The 20061-nt window shown below is 70.2% G+C and carries 12 protein-coding genes and 1 tRNA gene; 3 read left to right on the top strand and 10 right to left on the bottom strand.

Annotated elements, in window-relative coordinates:
- Positions 1-32 precede the first annotated feature (32 nt).
- Together AB0C04_RS21215 and AB0C04_RS21210 are read right to left on the bottom strand one after the other, a co-directional pair.
- Positions 33-2663 carry a fibronectin type III domain-containing protein gene (locus AB0C04_RS21215; RefSeq protein WP_357057157.1) on the bottom strand — a complete coding sequence of 877 codons (2631 nt, stop codon included), beginning with the start codon at positions 2661-2663 and terminating at the stop codon, positions 33-35.
- 152 nt (positions 2664-2815) lie between these two features.
- Positions 2816-5986, bottom strand: a complete 3171-nt coding sequence (locus AB0C04_RS21210; RefSeq protein WP_357057155.1) for a tetratricopeptide repeat protein — start codon at positions 5984-5986, stop codon at positions 2816-2818.
- Positions 5987-6207: 221 nt separating this feature from the next.
- Here AB0C04_RS21210 and AB0C04_RS21205 point away from each other — a divergent pair.
- Positions 6208-6291, top strand: a tRNA-Leu gene (locus tag AB0C04_RS21205).
- Here the strand turns inward: AB0C04_RS21205 and AB0C04_RS21200 are convergent.
- Positions 6273-7955, bottom strand: coding sequence for a recombinase family protein (locus AB0C04_RS21200; protein ID WP_357057153.1), 1683 nt, complete (start codon positions 7953-7955; stop codon positions 6273-6275). The genes AB0C04_RS21205 and AB0C04_RS21200 overlap by 19 nt on opposite strands.
- Positions 7952-8218: a hypothetical protein gene (locus tag AB0C04_RS21195; protein WP_357057152.1), complete on the bottom strand. Its 267-nt coding sequence runs from the start codon at positions 8216-8218 to the stop codon at positions 7952-7954. The genes AB0C04_RS21200 and AB0C04_RS21195 overlap by 4 nt, the downstream gene beginning before the upstream one ends.
- A gap of 859 nt (positions 8219-9077) precedes the next feature.
- Here AB0C04_RS21195 and AB0C04_RS21190 point away from each other — a divergent pair.
- Entirely contained in the window at positions 9078-11057 is a 1980-nt protein-coding gene (locus tag AB0C04_RS21190) for an AAA family ATPase (protein ID WP_357057150.1), read from the top strand.
- Positions 11058-11071: 14 nt separating this feature from the next.
- A complete protein-coding gene (locus tag AB0C04_RS21185; RefSeq protein ID WP_357057148.1) occupies positions 11072-12583 on the top strand; it encodes an ATP-dependent helicase in 1512 nt (503 codons plus the stop codon).
- Positions 12584-12917: 334 nt separating this feature from the next.
- Here the strand turns inward: AB0C04_RS21185 and AB0C04_RS21180 are convergent, their stop codons facing one another.
- From AB0C04_RS21180 to AB0C04_RS21155, 6 genes are all read right to left on the bottom strand, one after another.
- Positions 12918-14285, bottom strand: coding sequence for a serine/threonine-protein kinase (locus AB0C04_RS21180; RefSeq protein ID WP_357057145.1), 1368 nt, complete (start codon positions 14283-14285; stop codon positions 12918-12920).
- 342 nt (positions 14286-14627) lie between these two features.
- On the bottom strand, positions 14628-15323 hold the full coding sequence (locus AB0C04_RS21175) for a GNAT family N-acetyltransferase (RefSeq protein WP_357057143.1): 696 nt from the start codon (positions 15321-15323) through the stop codon (positions 14628-14630).
- 31 nt (positions 15324-15354) lie between these two features.
- On the bottom strand, positions 15355-16317 hold the full coding sequence (locus AB0C04_RS21170; RefSeq protein ID WP_357057141.1) for a hypothetical protein: 963 nt from the start codon (positions 16315-16317) through the stop codon (positions 15355-15357).
- 30 nt (positions 16318-16347) lie between these two features.
- Positions 16348-17025: a GPP34 family phosphoprotein gene (locus AB0C04_RS21165; protein WP_357057139.1), complete on the bottom strand. Its 678-nt coding sequence runs from the start codon at positions 17023-17025 to the stop codon at positions 16348-16350.
- An 11-nt stretch (positions 17026-17036) separates the two neighbouring features.
- Positions 17037-18050, bottom strand: a complete 1014-nt coding sequence (locus AB0C04_RS21160; RefSeq protein ID WP_357057137.1) for an acetamidase/formamidase family protein — start codon at positions 18048-18050, stop codon at positions 17037-17039.
- On the bottom strand, positions 18047-19444 hold the full coding sequence (locus AB0C04_RS21155; RefSeq protein WP_357057135.1) for an APC family permease: 1398 nt from the start codon (positions 19442-19444) through the stop codon (positions 18047-18049). The genes AB0C04_RS21160 and AB0C04_RS21155 overlap by 4 nt, the downstream gene beginning before the upstream one ends.
- Between the last annotated feature and the right edge of the window lie 617 nt (positions 19445-20061).

Below are 20061 nucleotides of genomic sequence, written 5' to 3'. Positions count from 1 at the left end.
GTGGTGGTGCTCCTTGCTTGCCTGAGGGTGGATCAGCAGGTCGGCAGGACGTTGATGTTGTCGCCACCCTCAAGGTTCAACCAGGCCCACGGGATGTAGTTCTTCCCGCTGTACTCGACCTGCACCCACCAGGTGCTGCGCTTCTCGTTGTTGTAGATGTAGGCGTACACCTCCTCGCCCGACTTCTTGCAGTACGCCTTCAGCCGCGTGCCGGGCTTCGCCCAGCCGACCTGACGGTCGTTGTCCTGCCGGGCCACCGAGAAGACCTCGTTGCCGTTGCGGCCGCTCACGTCCCTGTCGCAGTAGGTGGCGGTCTCTCCGGCCGCCCCGTTGCGGCAGGTGGCGATGCCGTAGAGGGCGTCGGTGCTCTGCGCCCTGGTGACGGTGTCCTTGCCGGCGGCGTTGCTCGCGGTCACCGTGAACGTGTACGCCGTCCCCGGCGTCAGGCCGCTCATCGTGATGCTGGAGCAGGCTCCGGTCTTCGCCGGCTCACCCGGGGTGCTCAACGAGCAGGCCGCCTGCCCGCCGCCGGCGTCCACGGTGAAACTCACCGTCGCCGCGGTCGCGGTCGCCGACGAGCCGGTCACCGTGATCCGCGGCTCGGCCACCGTCCGCGCGGTCGCGGTGGCCTCCGGGCCGGGCCCGGCCTCGTTGACCGCCTTCACCTTGACCGTGACGTTCTGCCCGTTGCCCAGGCCGCTCACGGTGGCCTGGGTGTCGGTCACCTCGCTGCTGCGCCCGCCCACGTCGAGCAGGTACTTCGTCACCGGGCGGCCGTTCGGCTCGGCCGGCGACCACTGCACCGCGACCGTGCCCGGCTGGTTGGGCACCGTGCTCGCCCGCAGGTCCGCCGGCCGCTGCGGGGCGGTGTAGGGCACCACCGTGTTGCTCACCGGGGAGGCCGCCGAGCCGGCGCCCTTGTTGTTGACCGACACCACGGTGAACGCGTACTGGGTGCCGTACTCCAGCTCGCCGGCGGGCACCACCAGCTCGGTCTTGGCCGACTCGCCCACCGGGGCGTTGGCGCCGGCCGAGGTGGCGGTGACCGCGTACTTCGCGATGGTGTTGCCCTGACCGTTCGCCGCGGGCCAGCGCACCAGCACCGTGCCGTCCGGCCGCTCCTGCGCGGTGACGCTGGCCGGCGGGTCGGGCACCGCAGCGGTCGGCGTCACCGGGTTGCTGCTGCGCGACGGCCCCGCGCCCTTGGCGTTGACCGCGTGCACCGAGAACCGGTACGTCTCGCCGTTGGTCAGGCCCTTGATCTCCACGGCCCGCTGGTTGGCGCCCACCTCGTGCCGCTGACCGCCGCCCTCCACCACGTAGCGGATGATCGCCGCGCCGTTCGCGGCGGCCGGCCGCCAGCTCACCCGGGCCTGCGCGTTGCCGGCTGCCGCGGTGACGGAGCGCGGCGCACTCGGCTTGCCCACCTTCGGCTTCTTCGGCGGAGGCGGCGGCGGGGGAGTCGGCGGCGGGTCACCACCGAGCACGTCGTTGGCGTACTTGTCGACCTCGCGTACCTGGTGCTTGTCGTCGACCACCCGTGCGGTCGCCGAGTCCGGGGAGTTGATGAAGAGGTGGTTCTCCCGCACCTCCAGCTCCAGCGGGCCGGGCCGCTTGCCGCGGATGGTGTCGACCAGCTTGCCGTCGGCGTCGAAGGAGTAGACGGTGCCGGTCGCCTCGTCGGCGCAGTAGAACCGAGCCCCCCACGCGACCGCCGGGGTGAGCCGGTCACCGGCGCCCGGCACGCTGAACGCCCGCACCTCGCCGCCGCCCTCGGCCACCACGTGCACCCGCCGCTCGCCGGGCACCGTGACCGGCACCCTCGGCCCGGTGGTGCGCGCCGGCAGCGCGCCCGGCGAGGTGAGCGTCAGCGGCGTCGGCTTGACGGCGCCCCGCTGCACCGTGACCAGCGCGCCGGCGGTGCGGTCGAGCACCGCGACGCCGTCGTCCAGGGTGGAGACCACCAGCTCGTGGCTGGGTTCGGCCACGTCGTACGTCTCGACCTGCTTCGGGCTGAGCCCGCCGCCTGCGGCGGGCGACGCCGGCGTGGCCGGCAGTACCGCGGCGGTGATCGCCGAAACGGTGCCCTCGCTCGGCACCGCGATCCAGAGTCGACCCTCGCCGTCGAACGCCCCGCCGGTGATGCCCGGCGGGTAGCGCACCGGCTCGCCCACCGGCGAGAGGGAACGCGGGTCGAGCTGCCGGACGACCCCCTGCACCGCGTCGACCACGAAGGCCGCGTCCTCGTGCAGGGCCACGTTCACGCCCAGCCCGGGTGTGGTGCGGGTGGTCGCGGTGATCTGCAGGGTGGCCAGGTCGAGCGAGCTGACCTGGCCGGTGTTGAAGTCGCGCAGGATCAGCAGCCGGTCGGTCTGGGTGACCTGCATCGGGTGCCGTCGCGCGCCCGGGACCTCGGTGCGGGTGTCGACCCGCGCGGTGACCCCGTTGACCCGGGCCAGCTCGCTGCGCGCCGCGCTCCACAGCCAGGAACTCGCGTCGTAGCTGGCGACGGCGTTGTCGGCAGCGCCGAGCCCGAGCACCGTGAGCCCCATCGCGGCGAGCAGGGCCGTCACCGTCCCGATCGTGACCAGACCGCCGCGCAGCCGCGACCGGGGACGGGAGGTGCCGGGCCCGGACTTCACGGCATCGTCGATGGTGGCCACAGCCGGCTGCCTCCAGTGTCGTCAAGCCAGGTGGCGCGCCCTACCGGCGACCCTCCCCTGAGCCGGGTGCCATCATATGGGCCCGGTCCAGGCCGGGGGAACCCGTACCGTCCCGCTGTGGACACCGAGCGTGTGCGGTGTGGATCCGCAGGTCAGCTCGTCGGAGTGGCGCGTCCGCGCTCGGTGCAGACCTGGCCGGAGGTGGCGAACGTGTCCGTCGACCAGACCGCGAGCACGGTGAAGCAGTAGTCCACCCGCGAGTTCAGCCCGTTGACCGTGTAGCTGGTCTGCCCCGGGTCCACGGTGGCCAGCACCCCCAGCGCCTGACCGGCCCGACCGCCGGCGACCATGAACGGCACCGCCCCGTCGGCCGGATCGGTCCAGCTCAACGTGATCGTCGTCGAGTCGTCGCGCAGCCGCAGGTCACCCGGGGGTGGCCCGCTCGCCGTCGGCGCCGCGGCGCCCGACGCCGTCGGACCGGCCGCCGGCGGCGGCGCGTCCCGCCCCAACGCCAGCACCCCCACCGTGGCCACCGCCGCGACCGCCACCCCCGCGGCGGTCACCGCCACGGCCACCGCCGTCCGGCTCCGGCCGCGTGGCTCGGGCTCCTCGATCAGCGGGTACGCCGGCGGCGCCGCGACCGGGTGTGCCGGCGACGGGTGGTACGGAGCGGACTCCGGCCGGGGCGGCGCCACCGGGTGGGGATGGACGGGCGCCTCCGGCGCGACGGACACGCTGGGCGGCGTCGCCGTGGTGACCGGATCGGCCGGCAACGGTGCCGGCGTGACCGCCAGCGGACCCGGCGGATCCGTCGGGGTGGCGTCGGGCCAGCCCTCCGGTATCGGCTCCATCGCCAGCTCCCGCGGGACCGAAGCCGGCCGGGCAGCCGCGCGCTCGTCGCCGTCCGGGTCCGGCAGGTCCGGCGCGGGCACCGCCGCCGGGCCGGTCTCCTCGGCCGCCCGCACCGCCTGCGGCGGCGCCGAGGTGCTCCACGGCGGCGCGGTGAGCCCCCACGGCGGCGCCGGCGGGGCACTCACCGGTGGCGGCGCCACCGGCGGGGCGCTGGTCGGATGCGGGTACCCGGGCAGACCGCTGACGGGTTGCGGGTACCCGGGCGGGGCGCTGACGGGTTGCGGGTGCCCAGGCGGACCGCTGACGGGTTGCGGGTGCCCGGGCGGGGCGTTCACCGGCTGGCCGGGCGACCCGCTGACCGGTGCCCGACGCCCCGGCGGGGCGCTGACCGGGTGGGGATAGGCGGGCGCGGCGCTCACCGGAGAACCCGGTGGGGCGCTGACCGGCGGTGGGATGACTGGCGGGGCGCTGATTGGCGGCGCGCTGACTGGCGGGGCGCTGACCGGGGCCGGGTGCTCGGGTGCTGGCGGGGTCGGCCTGACCACCGGCCCGCGCGCCGGTGGCATGCTGACCGGCGACGGCGACGGCGACGGCGACGGCGACGGCGACGGCGACGGGCCGGCCTGAGCAGGCGAGACCGGAGCGGCGGACGCGGGCGGCCCACCGTCGCGTCGTACCCCGCCTTCGGCGCGCTCCCGCTGCTCGGCCTTGACCCGCGCCACCTCCTCCTCCAGTAGCGGTCCGATCTGCTGGACCTGGACGGTCGGCTTGTCCCAGCCCGGGCCGTTGCCGCCCGGTGCCGGCGCGGCGGTGGCCTTCCCGCCCGCCTCCGGTGCCGCTTCGGGGGCGGGCGGGATCGCGGTTGACCGCGCGGGCGCGGTCGCGTCACCGGCGGGCTGTCGCTGTGGTACACCCGGCTGCGGCTGCGACGCGGCGACGGGCTGCGGTGCCGGCACGGCCGGCGGCGGCGCTGGCACGGCCGGCGCCGGCGGCACCCGCGGCGGCACTGTCGGGGCGACCGGGGACGTGTGCGCCACCGGCGGCGATGGCGTGGGAATGTGCGCGGCCGGCGGTGCGGACGGCGGCGTGAGGGCGCGGGCGGCTGGCGGTACCGGCGGTGGCGGTGGCGCGGAGGTATGCACCGCTGGTGGCGGTGGCGGGGGGACCTGCGTAGTCGGCGGTACGGGCGGTGGCGTGGCGGCGTGCGCGGCTGGCCGTGGCATGGCGGCGTGCGTGGCCGGCCGTGGCACGGCGGTCTGCGCGGCCGGCGGTGCGGGCGGCGGGGGCGTGGGCGCGTGCGTGGGCGCGTGCGACCGGGGGGCGTGTGAAGTGTGCCCCGGCGGTGCTGACACGGGCATGCCGCCCGTCGGGAACGCGGAGGCGCGGGCCGCCGGGGGAGTGGGGGGCGGTGGCACGGGCGGCCGGGCCGCCGGTACGGCGGGCGGCGGCGGCACCTGGGGGGCCACCGGCGGAGGTGGCGGCGGTGGGATCGGCGCCGCCGGTGGGGCTACCGGCGGCTGCGGCGGCGCCCACGGTGACGTCGGCGGGGGTGGTACCGGAGCTGCCGCGCTCGGCTGCGGCGGGGGCGGCACTGCGGCCGGCGGGGTGCTGCTCGCCGCCGGCGGGGTCCGGCTCGGCTGCGGCGGGGCCCACGGCGACGCGGGCCGGCCCGGTGGGGCGGACGGCGCGGAATGGCCGGGCGATACCGACGGCGCCTGCTGGCCCTGCCGTGCGGGCGTCGGCTGTTGGCCCGGCGACGCCGTACGGCTTCGCGGAGTCGGCGGCGCCTGCTGGGCCGGCGGTGGCGGCGGCGCTGGACGGGCGAACGGCGCCGGTGCGGCCGGCGCGTGCCCGTTCGGGGCCGGCGGGGGCGGCACGGCACGTGGTGCGGCGGGCGGTTGCCCGGCGGGGGAAGGCGTGGGCTGAGGTGGCCGTCGGACCGGCGGTAGCGTCGCGAACGCCATCGTCGGCCCGGACAGCGCGCCCAGTGCGCCGGCCTGCTCGGGCGCGGTCGGATGAGGCGTCGTCGGCGCGGGCTGGGCAGTGGGCTGCCCGAGGTAACGGCGTGCGGTGCGTACCGCCGGATGGTCCGCGCCGAGCACGGCGGCGCCGGCGGTCGCGACCCGGCTGTAGTTGCGGCGGGCCTCGTGGCGGTTGCCGAGTTCCTCGGCGACGCCGGCCAGGTCGTAGGAGAGGGCCAGCATCAGCGGGTCGGCCGGGTCCCACCGGCGCTCGCCGGCCGTGTAGGCCTCCTCCAGCAGTCGCCGGGCGGCGAGCGGGTCGTCGGCTTCCCGGTGCAGCCGGGCCAGCAGGTGCGCGGTGTTGAGCACGTCCGGGTGGTCCTCGCCGTACTGGGGGCGGGCGGACCCGATGGCCTCGGCCAGCAGATGACGGGCGGCGCTCAACTCGCCCGCGGCGCGCAGGGCGAGCGCCTGCTGCGCGACGACGGCCAGGGGGGAGGGATGGGGCACGTGGCAATGCTGCCGGTAGACCGCGTCCGGACGCTACCTGGACCCGCCCCTACGGGCGGTACGTCCGGGTCTGAGCAGGAGGTCAATGCTCCCAACGGCGCCCGGGAACGCGATGTGCATGATCCACCGCGGCCGTGTACAGTAACTCCCCGTGCGGCCCGCCGGGCCGGCTTCGGGTGTGAGATCACGTGAAGCCGGCGAGGTAGGCTGGACACACCCAGGTCCGGGTGGCGGAATGGCAGACGCGCTAGCTTGAGGTGCTAGTGCCCGTATAGGGCGTGGGGGTTCAAGTCCCCCCTCGGACACAAACCATTGCCCCACGGTGCGCGCTGAGATCCACTGCAGCGCGCACCGTTTGCGTTTCCGGTTGGTAGTTCAGCCGGAGGCCTAGCTGCCGGTAGACCTCGGCCTTGTCGGAGGGGTCGGCGTCGCGCAGCACGGTGGTGATGTCGCCGAGTGCGGTCACCAGGGCTGTGATCTCTGCTCGGCTCATCCGGCGTGGGGTGGCACCCGCGATGGCGTGCAGTTCGGCTTCTGCGCGGGTGCGTTCGGCCTGGGTTTGGGCGATCCAGCCGGTGACCACGGCCGGGTCGGCGCCGGCGTCGAGGGCGCCGCGGTAGCGCTCCAGCTTGGCGTCGCACTCGGTGATGATCGCTTGGGCTGCGGTGCCCGTTGTGGGCGAATGGTTGAGGGGTTGGGCGTCGGCCATCGCGGTGATCGTCTGCGCGATGTGGTCGGGTGCGAAGGCGGAGGCCAGCCAGGTGTCGAGCGGGTCGGTGAGTGCGTCCTCGCGCAGGTACACGTTGCGGGGGTGGGGGACCTGGTTGGCGAGGGCGTATTCCTGCGGGAAGCGGCAGCGGTAGTAGGCGTCGCCGTGGTTGTACTGGCCCTGCATGCGCCGGTCGCAGGCGGCGCAGTAGATGAGGCCTCGGAAGACGTAGGGGTTGCGGGTGCGCTGCCGGACGTGTTGTCCGCCGGTTCCCCGGCCCCGCCGTTGCAGGATGGCTTGGGCCTGTTCGAAGGTCGCGTCGTCGATGAGTGGTTCGTGGGTGATCTCTTTGGAGACGACCCACTTGTCGCGGGGGTTCCAGCGCATGACGCCGGTGTGGCCCATGGCCACGTCGTCGACGTCCAGCAGCACCTCGTCGGTACGTTGCTTGTTCCAGATCTGCCGGCCGGTGTAGCGGGGGTTGGTGAGGATGACGCGGACGGCGCTCTTGGACCAGGCGATGCCGCTGCGGTGCCGGTTGCGGGCGCGGTCGTGCGCTGACGGGCAGGGCACGTGATTGGCGGTGAGCCCCTCGGCGATGGCGAACAGGCCGATACCGGCGAGGAACTCGGCGAAGATCCGCTGCACGATCGGGGCGGTCTGCTCGTCGGGGATGAGGCCCTTGAGGTGTTTGCCGTCGGCGGCCTTGGCCGGGTTGGGGTGGGGTCCGAGGTCGCGAAGTGTGTAGCCGTAGGGCGGGCGACCGCCGAGGTAGCGGCCCTCGAGGAGGGTCTGGGCGGCCATGGCAGTGCGGACGCGCAGCTTGATGCGGTTGCGTTCGCCCTTGCTCATGCCGCCGAAGACGGACATGACCAGTTCGTGGGCCTCGTTGTCCGGGTCGATGGGGCCGCTGATCTCGGGCACCCACAGTTCGACGCCGTAGTGAGCGAACAGCGGCACCGTGAGACCGAACTGGTTGCCGTAGAAGGCGCGGTGGGGTTCGCCGACGACGACGTCGGAGAACCCCCGCCGGGGATCGCGCAGCGCCGCGAGAAGAAGGCTGGCCTGGACTCTGCGTTGCCAGGGGAGGGAGGGGCTCTGGCCGACGTCGAAGTATTCGGTGACGATGCGTCCACCGTGAGGCTGGATGAGTGTGGTTGCTCGGGTGAGTTGCCAGCTTCGGGACGATTCAGGGTCCTGGTTGTCCTCGGTCGACACGCGGCCGTAGAAGGCAAAGGGTTTCGGTTGAGGGGCGGTCATCGGTTCTCCAGGTTCGAGTTGTCGGTGCGGCGCTCGTTCACGTGTCTGAGTAGCTTCAGCAGGGCGGCAGCCGCGCCGGGGTTCAGCTCAGGTGGCTGGCCGGGTACTACCACGCTGGTGACGCTGGGCGGTGCGCTGCTGTCGATGGTCTCGACCGTCCATGAACGGTCGTCTTCGCTCGGCTGGTCAAGTCGCTCGTCGGCCGGCGCGGTCGAATCCGGCTGTTGATGATGTTCAGATTGGCGGTCGGGCGGCAGCGTCATGCGCCCCCGTCCGGCGGTCGCCCCGGCCGGCGCACGCTGCGGTGGGCGTGCGACGTTCGCTCCTTGACCTCCGTCAGCTCGCTGTGTAAGGGGGCGGATTGGAGGGCGATGGCAGCATCGGCCGCGTGCTTGGGCGCGATCGTGGCGCTGTCGCTCGTAGCGCTGGTCACTCGGGCCGCGGCAGGTGGGTGGGTTGTCATGGGAGATGTCCTTCGGGTTGGTCGGTGCCGGTTGCTCCGGCGGGCATGAAGAAGCGGCCGGTGCCGTCAGGCACCGGCCGCTCGTGGGGCAGTGGGGGCGTTACGTCTCTGCAGTTGTCAGGTTGGTTGGCGGCGGCCGTTGAGGTGGGGGCAAGCGCATACGGCGCGGCGCGCCGCGCGCCGGGGTGGATCACCGTCGAGCTCGACGGCCGCCCCTGGCAGCCACGCCGCATCCGCTACCTGGAGGCCGAAATCCACGCCCGCCGACTGGCAACGGCCTGCTTCATCGTCATTGCCTATTGTCCGGAATGTGGCCTGGTGAGGTGCTGTCCATCGAGCGCGAATGCGTGGTCCACGACCCACCACCGGCCTCTGGACGTTGCAAGGACCACCTGGAAAAACGCCAAGACGACGACGGCAACAAGATCCCCGAAGGGCAGATCCGCAGGGACCCATGGGTGGTCATTCGACTTGTCGCTGGCGCCGTCCAGGTTCTCGAGCAGCTGCACGACCCCCGCTGCTGTTCCCGACTCTGCTCGACGAGGGCCGTTACCCTGCGAAGCGTCTAATCCGTCGTCTGCGGGTTTCGGTCGGTGTCGCGGTGCGGCACACTGGTCCATCGGCAAGTCGAACGGCACCTATGACACGGGGAACGGCCGATGCACCTCAGCAAGGTAGTGATCACCGGGTTCCGAGCCAGCGCCAACGGCGTCCTTGAATGCACCATCCCAGGACGGTTCTCGGTGTTGCTCGGCGCCAACAACGCCGGCAAGTCGACGATCTGCGATGCGGTCTTTTTGGGCCACCGACTGCGCTTCCCCCGCCTTCCCAACCCTCCGTCGGCAACTCTCGGCCCCGGCGGTCGCAGCATCATGGTGGAGTACTCATACGCGGCGAGCCCCACGGACGAGGGACCGCTGGGCACCAAACTGCAACTGGCAGCGGGAACGGTTAGCACCGGCATCGCGGGAACCTGGACGTACGGGCTGCGCCGGGACCTCGGGCGTGTCGCCACCAACCTGGAACACGCCACCGACCTGATCAACGACGTCCGGGTGATCTATCTGCCGGCGTGGCGAAATCCAGTCGACGACCTCGCCCGCCGAGAGGCCCGTGTTCTGGTGGAACTGCTGCGCGCACAACAGCAGCGGCTGACCGGCACCCGTAACTTGCGGACGCTGCGGGGCATGGCGGCAGGCTTGCTGGACACATTGGCCCAGCACGAAATCTTGCAAAGTATCGAGCAGCGTGTCGGTGAACATTTGCGGCATCTGACCGCCGGGGTCTCGCGGCAGTGGCCGTTCGTGCGGGGCCAAGCGGTCAACGACGAGTACCTGGCCCGGGTGCTGGAGCTGATGCTCGCCACCGTTGCGGACCGGGCCGAGGCCCGTCAGCTCGAAATCAGCGGGCTCGGATACGTCAACTTGTTGCACATTGCGGTGACCTTGGCCGCTATCCCGGATTCGACAGCCCTGCACGCGGCCGACACGGCCGCAGACGTCGACGCCATGGCATTCGGCACCGCACCCGGCGGTGAAACCGTCACGCCGGGCATCGATGAACTGATGGTCGATCAGCCGGAGGGAGTCGTCTCGGGCCTGCAGGAACCCGGGGATGATCTGGACGCGCAAGTGAGGGCTGCCACAGCCAGATTGGCACAGGCCAAAGCCGAGCGAGACTCGGAGGACGACTCGTTCTTCCCGTCGACGCCGTTCCACGCCACCGTCGTGATCGAGGAACCAGAGGCGCACCTGCACCCGCAGCTGCAGCACGCCCTGGCCCGGTATCTTCGCCAGGTGGTCGACCAGCGTCCGGAGCTGCAGGTAATTCTGTCGAGCCACGCCACCGACATTGTCACCTCCTGCCTGCCCGAGGAACTGGTCGTGGTGCGCCGTACCGCCAGCGGTGCTCACGTGACGCGGCCGGTCGGGCTCCTGCCCCGCGCGGACCGTGACAAGGTACTGCGGTTCGCCCGGCTGCACATGGACGCGACCCGATCAGCAGCGCTGTTCTCCGAACGGGTCGTGTTCGTCGAAGGCGTCACCGAGGCCGCGGTGCTACGACTGTTTGGCCGGGTCTGGGCCGGCGACGATACCGACAAGGCCGCCTTCGTCGACGCGCTCACGATCACGGTGATGGGCTGGAAAGTCGGCGAATGGCCGGCCCAGCTGCTCGCTACACCCGGCTACGAACTCGCGACTCGAGTCGCGGTCCTCGCCGACAGCGACAAGCAGCCGGACGCGTCCTACGGCCCGCCCGCGTGGGTCGGTAGTTACGACCAGGACACGCTGAGATATTTCATCAGCCATCCCACACTCGAACCATCACTCCTCACCGGCAACGAGGACCTGTTCACCGCCGCACTGCACGACACCGGCCTAGACGTGCCCGAGCCGCTCGACGTGGCCGGCGTCTACCGACTGTTCGCCAGCAGAAGCTCCGACGGCACCCGCCCGGAGGGTCCCGGCAAGGGGCTGAAGGCGCAGTTCTCCCTCAACCTGGCCCAACTGCTGGAACACCGCGTCCGCACCGACCCGGCGACGATCACCGTCCCCGGGCACATCGCAGCGCTCTACGACTTCCTGTCCGATCCGAACGCTGCCCTGGCCGACCCGGTCACCACCGACCTGCCGTTCTAACCCAGCGGCGACCTATGAGCGCATCAGCGACCGGATCCGCGACATCCGCAACGCCGGCGGCCACCGGTAAAGGACTGACCAGCGAACAGCTGCTCGCCGCGGCCGCGACTGAACCGGCTGTGTTCATCGAGGCGGGGCCCGGCTCGGGTAAAACAACGGTGGCCGCCGAGCGGTACGGATTCCTGCACTACAGCGCCCTGGCCGACCCTCGGGCGATCGTCGCAGTCAGCTTCACCCGCGCCGCAACCTGGGAACTTCGCCAGCGCATCGTGCGCACCTGGGGCCCCGGAGCTCTGCGGCCACCGAACCGGGTCGTCACCATCGACACCCTGCTGCTAGAACTACTCCATCAGCTCCTCCGTCGTGGGGAGCTGACATGGCCGCGAGGACACGCCGACCTGCGGGTCCTCGACAAGTGGAGCACCGCCCACCCTCACACCCGTACCACCATTAAACAGACGCTGACGGTAAGTGACCGGACCATAGTCCGGACCCGGGTTAGAGACTCCCTCGAAGCGCGGATAAGCGGCCCGGCGTACTGGGAGAACATCCTCGCTGGCACCTGCACCCACGACGACGTACGTGCCGTCGTTGCCGCGGTGTTGAGTGACCGGCACCTCGCTGCGCTCCTCGGCGGCTATTTGGCGGCCACCGTCCGCAGCCTCCTCATCGACGAGGTCTTCGACGCAAACCCGCTCGACCTCGACCTGATCCGCCTAGCCAGGCACCACGGCGTTACAGTGACCCTGATCGGCGATCCGTGGCAGGCACTGTACGAGTTCCGAGGTGCCCGCACCCACCTGATCAACGGTTTCGTCGCTGCCCAAGGACTACGCACCTATCGACTCACCCGCTCGTTCCGGTTCCGCAGCCCGCACTGCGTCGCTCTCACTCGGGATCTGCGCGACCGGAAACCGGTCGCCGTGCCACCTCGTGACGGCGCTGCCCTCGACGTTGTCCTGGCCCACGAGTGGAAGACCCTGTGGACCGCTGGCGGCGATGTCCTGCCGATGTCGTTCAACAGCCCCAACACCGTCGAGCGGGCCGCCGCTACCCTGCTGGCGGATCTGGTGACCAGCGCCGCGTTCGGTCAGCATGCCGTGTTCGCCGAGGAGTCCTATCGGCTGCTCGGCATAACCGATCCGGCAACCCGTGACCGGCTGCGCCCACACCTTATCGACGTACTGGACATCCTGCGTTCGCACGCGACGACAGCTGTCAATGACACCTGGGACGCCCTCGTGACAGCGATCGGCACCGAGTCCACCCGCCACTTCCGGCCCCGACACCACGCCTACACCGAACCACTCAAGTGGCTGCGGGCGTTCCTGCACCGCAACGTCACACATCCTGTCCCCGGCCTCACAGTTCACCAGGCCAAGGGCCGCGAATGGGAGGCTGTCGGAGTCTGCCTGACCGGCACGGAGAAGGCAGCACTCGCTGGCGGTCTCGACCCGCTCAATAGCAGTCACCGCATCCTCTACGTCGCGCTGACCCGCGCGAAGTCAACCATCGTCGCGCTGTGACCTCGTCCGCCGCCGGCACCGGGCACCGCCCATGCACGGCCACCGCGAAGGGCACGGCTCGCCGAGCCTGCAAGATCAACTCGTGCAATCCCGTGGGCGCGCACGTTCCCTGATCGCGAAGTGAGACATGGCGGGCGCGCAACTGTATGGCGAAACGGCCGGAATCCCGCAGTAGCCAGACGCGGCAGTCGACGGGAGTCGAGGCGGAGGCTGGATCGTCCCGGTCTTCAGCGCGCGTACCTCAGCGTCGACCAATCGGGCCGTGGACGTCCAGACCCTGATGGCAGCGATTTCCACGCGCGCCAGAAGATCGCAGAGGTGTCGCAGCACCGATTCAGCCGGAGATAGCGATGGCCTCGTCGAACAGCTCGAGGATCAGATCCGCCGTCGCCGCTTCTCGCATAATGGGACGTTTTCCCTTAAGGAGTACGGTATCGTCGGCCCATTCGACTTGGTGGCAGTCGACGCCAATACCCGCCATCTTGTTCGGTCCAGGCCTGGTCGCCGCTCGAAGCATGAGCCACTCAGGTTGCTCGTCGATCCAGAGGCAGGCGAGATTCGCTGGTACGGCGTCACCCGGGTAATCTCGCATCGTGGCCACCAGCTGGCCCACCATCAGCAGCGGCGACAGCGGCACCTGGGGCGCTTGCAGGCGTACCAGAAGTCGTGCGTCACCAACGATCAAGAACGGCTCGCCATTCGCCGCCTCGCCTGCCCCGGCGTCCGGCACGGCGGCGAATGCGTGGCGCACGACGGTCTTCCAAAGATGGTCCCACCGCAGACCAGCCTGGCGCTGCTGCTCGGCGTACTCGTCCACGCGGATGGCTGCGGCTTCCCGGGCGAGCCGCGCACGAGCCGAGTGTGCCCGCATTGCTTGCAGACCACGCTGACCTCGGCCTAGCCACGGTCGAGGTCGCAGGATATCGATGACCGCGCGTGCATCCGGGGGGCGCGACGCTGGCTCCTTAGCCAGCAGATCCATGATGGCTCCGCGAAGTTGAGCCGGCGTGCCAGCTGGCAGCTCGGGCACGGCACCGAGGTGTTGGTCACGAAAGTGTGGCCCCGGGAACGCCTTCACGCCGGTCAACAACTCGTAACCAATGCACCCGAGTGCGTAGAGGTCGCTACCGACGCTCTCGTCCCCCCCACGCCACAGCTCGGGTGCCCGATACTCGCTTGTCCCGCCACCGCGAAACGTCAGGGTGCTGGCCGCGGCTGTCATCAGCCGAGAGATTCCGAAGTCGGCGAGATGCCACCGCCCATCCAGCTCCAGGATGTTTGCAGGCTTGATGTCGCGGTGCAGCACGCTCGCGGCTGCGAGGCCTTGCAAGGCGGTGGCAACTTGCAGCAAGATCTCGCTGGTTCCTTCGGGATCCAGCGGCGCCTCGGCCGCAATCAGGTCGGCAAGGCTTCGGCTGGCACGTGGCATGACCAGAATCAACTGGTCGCGGCGGTGAGCGACGTCGAGCAAGGGCAGTAGATGCCCCTCAGCGGCCGCTGGCAGCGATCGCCCGATGGTGACCTCGCGTTCGGCCAGCTTCGCGTCCGCGGCGCTGCCGCTGAGCGCGACAACCTTGACCGCGACCGGGGAACCGTCCGCGGCTAGAGCCTCGAATGCCGTGCCGTAGCTGCCCGGCCCGCCCAGCGGCCGGTTGGGATCGTAGCGGTACGCCCGAGCGCCATCCGATTTGAAGTCGATCATGGCATGGCTCGCCAGGATCTCCGGCTCGCGCGGCACACGATGCGCGTCTGTCCAACTGACACGAAAATCTATTCTTCCGTTCGTCAAGGAGCGCCGCCAGGCAGGGTGACCGCCAAACGCCGTCAAGGCCGGAACAGGTCATGTGACCCCTCAGGGCACGGCGCCGCCACCCATACCAGAGTTCGACACGCCTCCGTGCCGCACCCTTCCTGATCCCTGACGAAGTCGTTAGCGGTAGGCAAATCAGCCGCTGAGTCGAGGATAAGCGCCGGGCATCACGTACAGCGATGGCATTCTCTGCAATGGGTGAGTGGGCGGCTCCGCTTCGGCTTCCTTGCGCCCTCAAAGTTCCCGTGTCCCTCCTGAATACTTCGCAACACGCCCAAGTGGGCCAGAGAACGGCGCGGGTTCGTTGGCTTGTGGTGGGACTGGTTGTGGTTGGCCGGGCGTGTGATGGCGCGGGTTTCGGCGCATGGTGCTCAGGGTCGGGCCTTCGGGCAGGTTGATGGTCGGTTGTGGTGTGTAGCCGTGACGGATGTGGATGTTCTGGGCGTCGGTGGTGGTGCTGGTCCAGGACAGGACGTTCACGTGGTCGAGTCGGCTGCGGTGGTGGTTGAGCAAGGCCGTGGCGCGTCCGGAGCGTCTGGCGGTGGGATGTACGGCAAGGAACGCGAGGTGGTAGTGGGGTTCGGTGGGTCGTTCCTTGGCGAGCAGTCGGTCGAGTAGGTCGAAGCGGTCGGCGTGGGGGCCTGCGGCGTCGCTGAGGCGGGTGGGGTAGTTCGCGGGGGGTGGGATGGGCCGGTATCGGTGGAAGCCGACGGTGGCGGCGGTGGCGTCGTCGGTGAGGTAGATGTCGCCGTAGAACATGGCGTGTTCGATCCAGATAGCGAGGACGTCGGTGAGGATCCGGCGCCGTGGGTGTGGGTCGGGGATGAGCCATGTGGCGAGAGGGCTGGGATGGAGGGCGTCGGCGATGAGTGCGGCGACGTGGTCCTTGTCTGCCCAGCGGGCGGCGCGGATGCGCGGGACAGTGTCCATGGCGGGAATCCCTTTAATTGGTTGGGCGAGGTCAGGAGTTGTCGCTGCTCGTGGTGTGGGTGTGAACGAGGAACAGGTGGTAGTCGTCGACGAAGGCGCCGTGCCGGTCGCTGTCGGCTGGCGGTGTGAGTACGGCTCTTTCGTAGGCGAGTAGTTCGCAGGTGCTGGGGCCGAGGATCAGCAGGAAGCGGGTGTCCTCGGCGGTGGCGCTGATGCCGGTTCGGCCTGCCCGGTCGGTCACCGATGGGTGGTAGGTGATTCCGGGGGTGTCGCGTAGGACGGTGAGGATCGCGGTGCGGGCGGCTTGGTTGGGGGTGCGCCAGCCGAGCAGGCTCGCGAGGCCGCGGATGACGGCGGTGGGTCCGAGGAATCGGGGTTGCGTGGTGTCGATCTGCGCGGTGAGTGCCGTCGGGTCGGCGGTGGTCGATCCGATGGGTCCGTCCATCTGGCCGGGGTAGTAGGTGCTGTCGTCGGTGGGCTGGTTGCCGCCGGGGTAGCGGCTGCGGATGACGCGGCCGGAGGCGTCGTCGGCACGCCAGCGTTGCTCTTCGAACAGCACGATCCGCGCGGTCGTGCTGTTGCCTGCGAGCGTGGTGTCCGTGGCCCATTGGAGTAGATGGACGTAGGCGAACCCGCCTGGGAGGGCATCAGAGCCGGACGGTCCCGCTTCTACCGTTTTGAGGCCCTGCCATGTCGGAGTCGACGCCGGCAGACGCGTCGCCACCTGGTCGACTTTCTGTTCGGTACGAGTGTTGAGCTGTGCCGCGGTCAGGGCGGCGGGCGATGGACACGGTGCCACGGTCGGCCGGGACGCGGCGGTGCTTGGCAGCGAGGGTGGGGATTGCACCGGCCGGGAGATGCCCGTCCAGGTCGGGATAGCGGTGGCGGCAGCGAGCAGACCGAGTACACAGGCGGCGGCCATAACCTTTATGGCTCCCTGGCCGACCGGGCGGGACTTGCCGGTCGGAGGTCGCACAGGGGATTGGTTGGTCACGGTGAGGTTCCTCGAGATGAGCGGACAGGGCTAGCGGTAGGCGGCGGTGGCCAAGTCACCGACGGCGGCGTCAACGGCGGCGATGATGTCGCGCACCGGCTGGTAGTGCTGCGCGGCGATGGCCTTCAGGCGGCTGGTCATGGCTGGGGTGTCGTCGTCGAGGTAGAGGTGGTAGGTGAGGCCGAGGTCGGCGACGAGGCCGGCGAGGGCGGCGGTGTGGTTGTCGGGTTGTTCGTGACCGGCGGCGAGGTAGCGCAGGCGGGAGCGGGCGATGACCGCCCATTTGCTGTCAGAGAGCAGGTAGGTGTCGGCGCGCATGAGGCCGCCGAGGCGCCGTCGGGTGTGCTGGCGCAGGATCCCGCCGGCGAACAGGCCGGCGCGGGTGCGGTCGTAGAGGTCGGCGGAAAACCCCCGCAACCATCCGCGCAGCGGTGGGTGGGCGTGGCGGATGGAGGCAGTCGCGGCGTCGGCGATCAGATCCCCGACCGGCCGGTCGATGTGCTGGTGTATCCGTTGGCGGCTGGCCGGGCAAGTGTCGTCGTTCGGGTCGAGGGTCACCCGCCCGGCCAGGTACAGGTCGATCAGGACCGCGCCCGCGAGTCCCAGGGCGAGGGTCTGCCGGTGCACGTGGGGGCGTCCCGTGTCGTCGTCGTGGCCGAGGAGGAACAGGTCATCGCGCAGCGGCAGGCGCGGGATCGACGCGGTCATCGGCGGGGCTCCTACCGCAGCCCGGCGATGAGTCGCCGTAGCCGCTCGTGCGCCCCGCCGTAGGCGGGTCCAGGGGCGGGGAGCAGGGTTTTGTCGATGGCGGCGAGGACGGTGTAGTTGGGGTCGCACACGTTGCCGATCGGTGCCCGTCCCGCCTGCGACACGAGTTGGTAGGCGTCCAGGGTTTCCAGGCCGGTCAGGGTGCTGGCCCAGCCGACGAGGTCGTGCTGGGCGATGCGGTAGGCGTCCTCCAGGGGCCTCGCGCAGCCGATCGTCAGGATGTCCCGGTCAGTCTCCAACCGCGGCCACCGTGTGGTGACGCCTTTGATGACGTCGATGGCGAGGGTGGTGGTCGTGGCGATCTCCACGCCGACGCCGCAGGCCTCGCCCTCGCCCTGGCGGGCGTGCCCGTCGCCGAGGGCCAGCATCGCCCCGTGAACGTTCACCCCGAGGTAGAGGGTGGTGGCGGGGCGCAGGTGTGGGGTGTCGAGGTTCCCGCCGTGGGTGTCGGGCACGAGTGTGGATCGGGCTTCGAACGCGCCGGGGGCGACACCGATCGTGCCGATCATCGGGTCCAGCGGCAGGTCCACGCTGTGGTCGCTGCGCGTGGCCTCGAACCGGACGGTCCCGGCCTGCCGGTCGATGCCGTACACCCACACCCGCTCCTCCAACGGAGGCTGCAACGTGGCGGTGCGGGAGGTAGACGTCAGAGCCCCGAAGTGCGGGAACGTCGAGGACACACCCCAGTCCCGCGCCGGGGTGATGGCGGCGAGGTGGACGGCGAGGGTGTCGCCGGGCTCGGCGTCCTCGACGAAAAACGGCCCGGACACCGGATTGAGGTACGGCATGCGGCACACCTGCGACGGCAGGTCCGCCGGCCTCCTCATGAGACCACCGAAGCAGTCCTCCGTCACCACGGTGAACACGTCCCCGCCGCGCACGTGCGCGACCGGCATCCGACCACCGAAGGCGTAGGCCAACTCGTCTCGGGCGGGCCGGTAGGTGAACCTGTCCACGCCGGTCACACCCGCTCCACGTGACGCGCCTGCGGCTGCGCGGGCGCCAACCCCGACAGCGCAGGCCGGCGGCCCGACAGGTACAAGCCAGCCAGAACGACCATCCCGAGGGCGAGCCACGCCAGGCCGAGACGCTGGGCGGCGATATTGGCGTTGACCACCACCCACACCAAGATGGCGAAGCCGACGGCGGGCATGACCAGGTGCGCCCACCAGTTCCCGCTGCGCTCCCGGATGAGGTGATGCACCACGACCGAGACGTGCAGGACCAGGAACGCGACCATCGCCCCGAAGTTGATCAGCGACGACAGCAGCGTGATCCCATCCGCACGGGTCGCCATGTACAGGCCCAGCGCCAGTGACACGGCACCGGTGAGCAGCGTGGCGTTGATCGGCACGTTGCGTCGGATCGACACCCTCGCCAAAAACGCCGGCAATTGTCGGTCGCGGGCCATCGCGTACAGCAGCCGAGACGTGGCGACCTGCGCGACCATCGAGTTCGGCAACCCCCAAGCGATCGCCGTGGCCACAGCGCACGTCGTCGTCAGCCAACCCCCGCCGGCCACGGCGGCAGCGTCGTAGAAGGCAGTGCCGTTTGGATCGCCCTCCGCAAGAAGGCTGCCGGGGTCGGGGACGAGCATCGCGGCCAGCCACGTCTGCGCGATGAACAGCACCCCGGCCAGGATCAGGACGGCGGCCATGGCGCGGCCGATCTGCCGGGAGCCGCCCTTGGTCTCCTCCGCCAGCATGGAGATCCCGTCGAAGCCGAGGAAGGACAGGACTGCGATGGACACTGCCCCCGCCACCAGCGACCAGGTGAAGGTGTCGGAGTTGTAGAAGGCGTCCCAGCTGAACCGGCCCCTACCCGAGGCGAGTGCCCATCCGGCGACGGCCAGGAAGACCGCCAAGACGATCAGCTCGCCGACGAGCATCACCCGGGTGACGGCCGCCGTCATGCGGATCCCCACCGAGTTGACGATCGTGTTGACCGCGACGAAACCGAGGAGCCACAGCCACACCGGCACCGACGGAACCGTGGCGTGCATCGCCACCGACGCCACCAGGTACAACAGCCCCGGAACGAGCACGTAGTCGAGAAGGATCACCCAGCCGGCGAGGAACCCGACCGGCGGGCTGATGCCGCGGCCCGCGTAGTTGTAGACGCTGCCCGACATCGGGAACGCCCGCACCATTTGCGCATACGAAAACGCCGTGAACACCAACGCCACCACACCGACCGCGTACGCGAGGGCCACCATCCCGCCGGAGCCGGCGTAGACACTGCCGAAGATCGCCATCGGCGCGATCGGCACCATGTACACCAGCCCATAAGCCAGGAGGTCCCGGAACCGGAGCCGGCGCTCCAACTCCTGCCGGTAGCCGTAGCGACTTAGGTCGTCCATCCCGGATCCTTTCTCAAAGTTCAGCAACGATCCGTCGCTATGAAGTTCCCGCTGTTGCGGCTTAACCGCGACGTATCCAGGTCAGGGCCCCGCACTTGTTAGCGGCGACGACAATGATTAAAAGCGAAATGACACGATGTCGGTAAGGTTCGTCCGTCACGTCCGACAATCCGCCGACAAAGCCCTCTTCAGGCGACGACTCCAAATGTGTTGGAGTATGGCGGACACCGCATTACTAGAATTCGCACTGAGGGTCGCGGCCACAAAGGGCTGCTCAATGGTGCGGGCCGGTGAAGGTGGGAGCTTGCCAGTGCCGACACAGCCAGTTATCGACATCCGGGCACTCAGCTGTCGGTATGTCTCAGTCTGAGTGCTGACGATACGAGAATTGCGTGGCATGGCGGGCGACCTGGCCCGCCGGCCGGTTACGCCGTCCTGCGCCCAGGTTCCCGTAGCAGAGGTGCGCAGCGGCTCCACAAAGCATGCGCGGATCCGAGACAACGCAGGGCGATGTTGGAACTTTGTCGGAGATTCTGGGAAGAGGCCGCTGGTTAGCCAACAGCATCACAGACCTGCACTACAGTCCTCTCACGCCACAGCGTCTCGCATCGCGCGAG

Source organism: Micromonospora sp. NPDC048909 (assembly GCF_040649635.1).
Lineage (GTDB): Bacteria > Actinomycetota > Actinomycetes > Mycobacteriales > Micromonosporaceae > Micromonospora.
This window is presented reverse-complemented; position numbering and strand designations above follow the sequence as displayed.

Excerpts from the sequence above, each read along its gene's own strand:
- AB0C04_RS21200 (WP_357057153.1), bottom strand. The coding sequence starts at position 7,955 with ATGACCGCCCCTCAACCGAAACCCTTTGCCTTCTACGGCCGCGTGTCG.
- AB0C04_RS21165 (WP_357057139.1), bottom strand. The coding sequence starts at position 17,025 with ATGACCGCGTCGATCCCGCGCCTGCCGCTGCGCGATGACCTGTTCCTC.
- AB0C04_RS21175 (WP_357057143.1), bottom strand. The coding sequence starts at position 15,323 with ATGGACACTGTCCCGCGCATCCGCGCCGCCCGCTGGGCAGACAAGGAC.
- AB0C04_RS21155 (WP_357057135.1), bottom strand. The coding sequence starts at position 19,444 with ATGGACGACCTAAGTCGCTACGGCTACCGGCAGGAGTTGGAGCGCCGG.
- AB0C04_RS21190 (WP_357057150.1), top strand. The coding sequence starts at position 9,078 with ATGCACCTCAGCAAGGTAGTGATCACCGGGTTCCGAGCCAGCGCCAAC.
- AB0C04_RS21185 (WP_357057148.1), top strand. The coding sequence starts at position 11,072 with ATGAGCGCATCAGCGACCGGATCCGCGACATCCGCAACGCCGGCGGCC.
- AB0C04_RS21195 (WP_357057152.1), bottom strand. The coding sequence starts at position 8,218 with ATGACGCTGCCGCCCGACCGCCAATCTGAACATCATCAACAGCCGGAT.
- AB0C04_RS21180 (WP_357057145.1), bottom strand. The coding sequence starts at position 14,285 with ATGATCGACTTCAAATCGGATGGCGCTCGGGCGTACCGCTACGATCCC.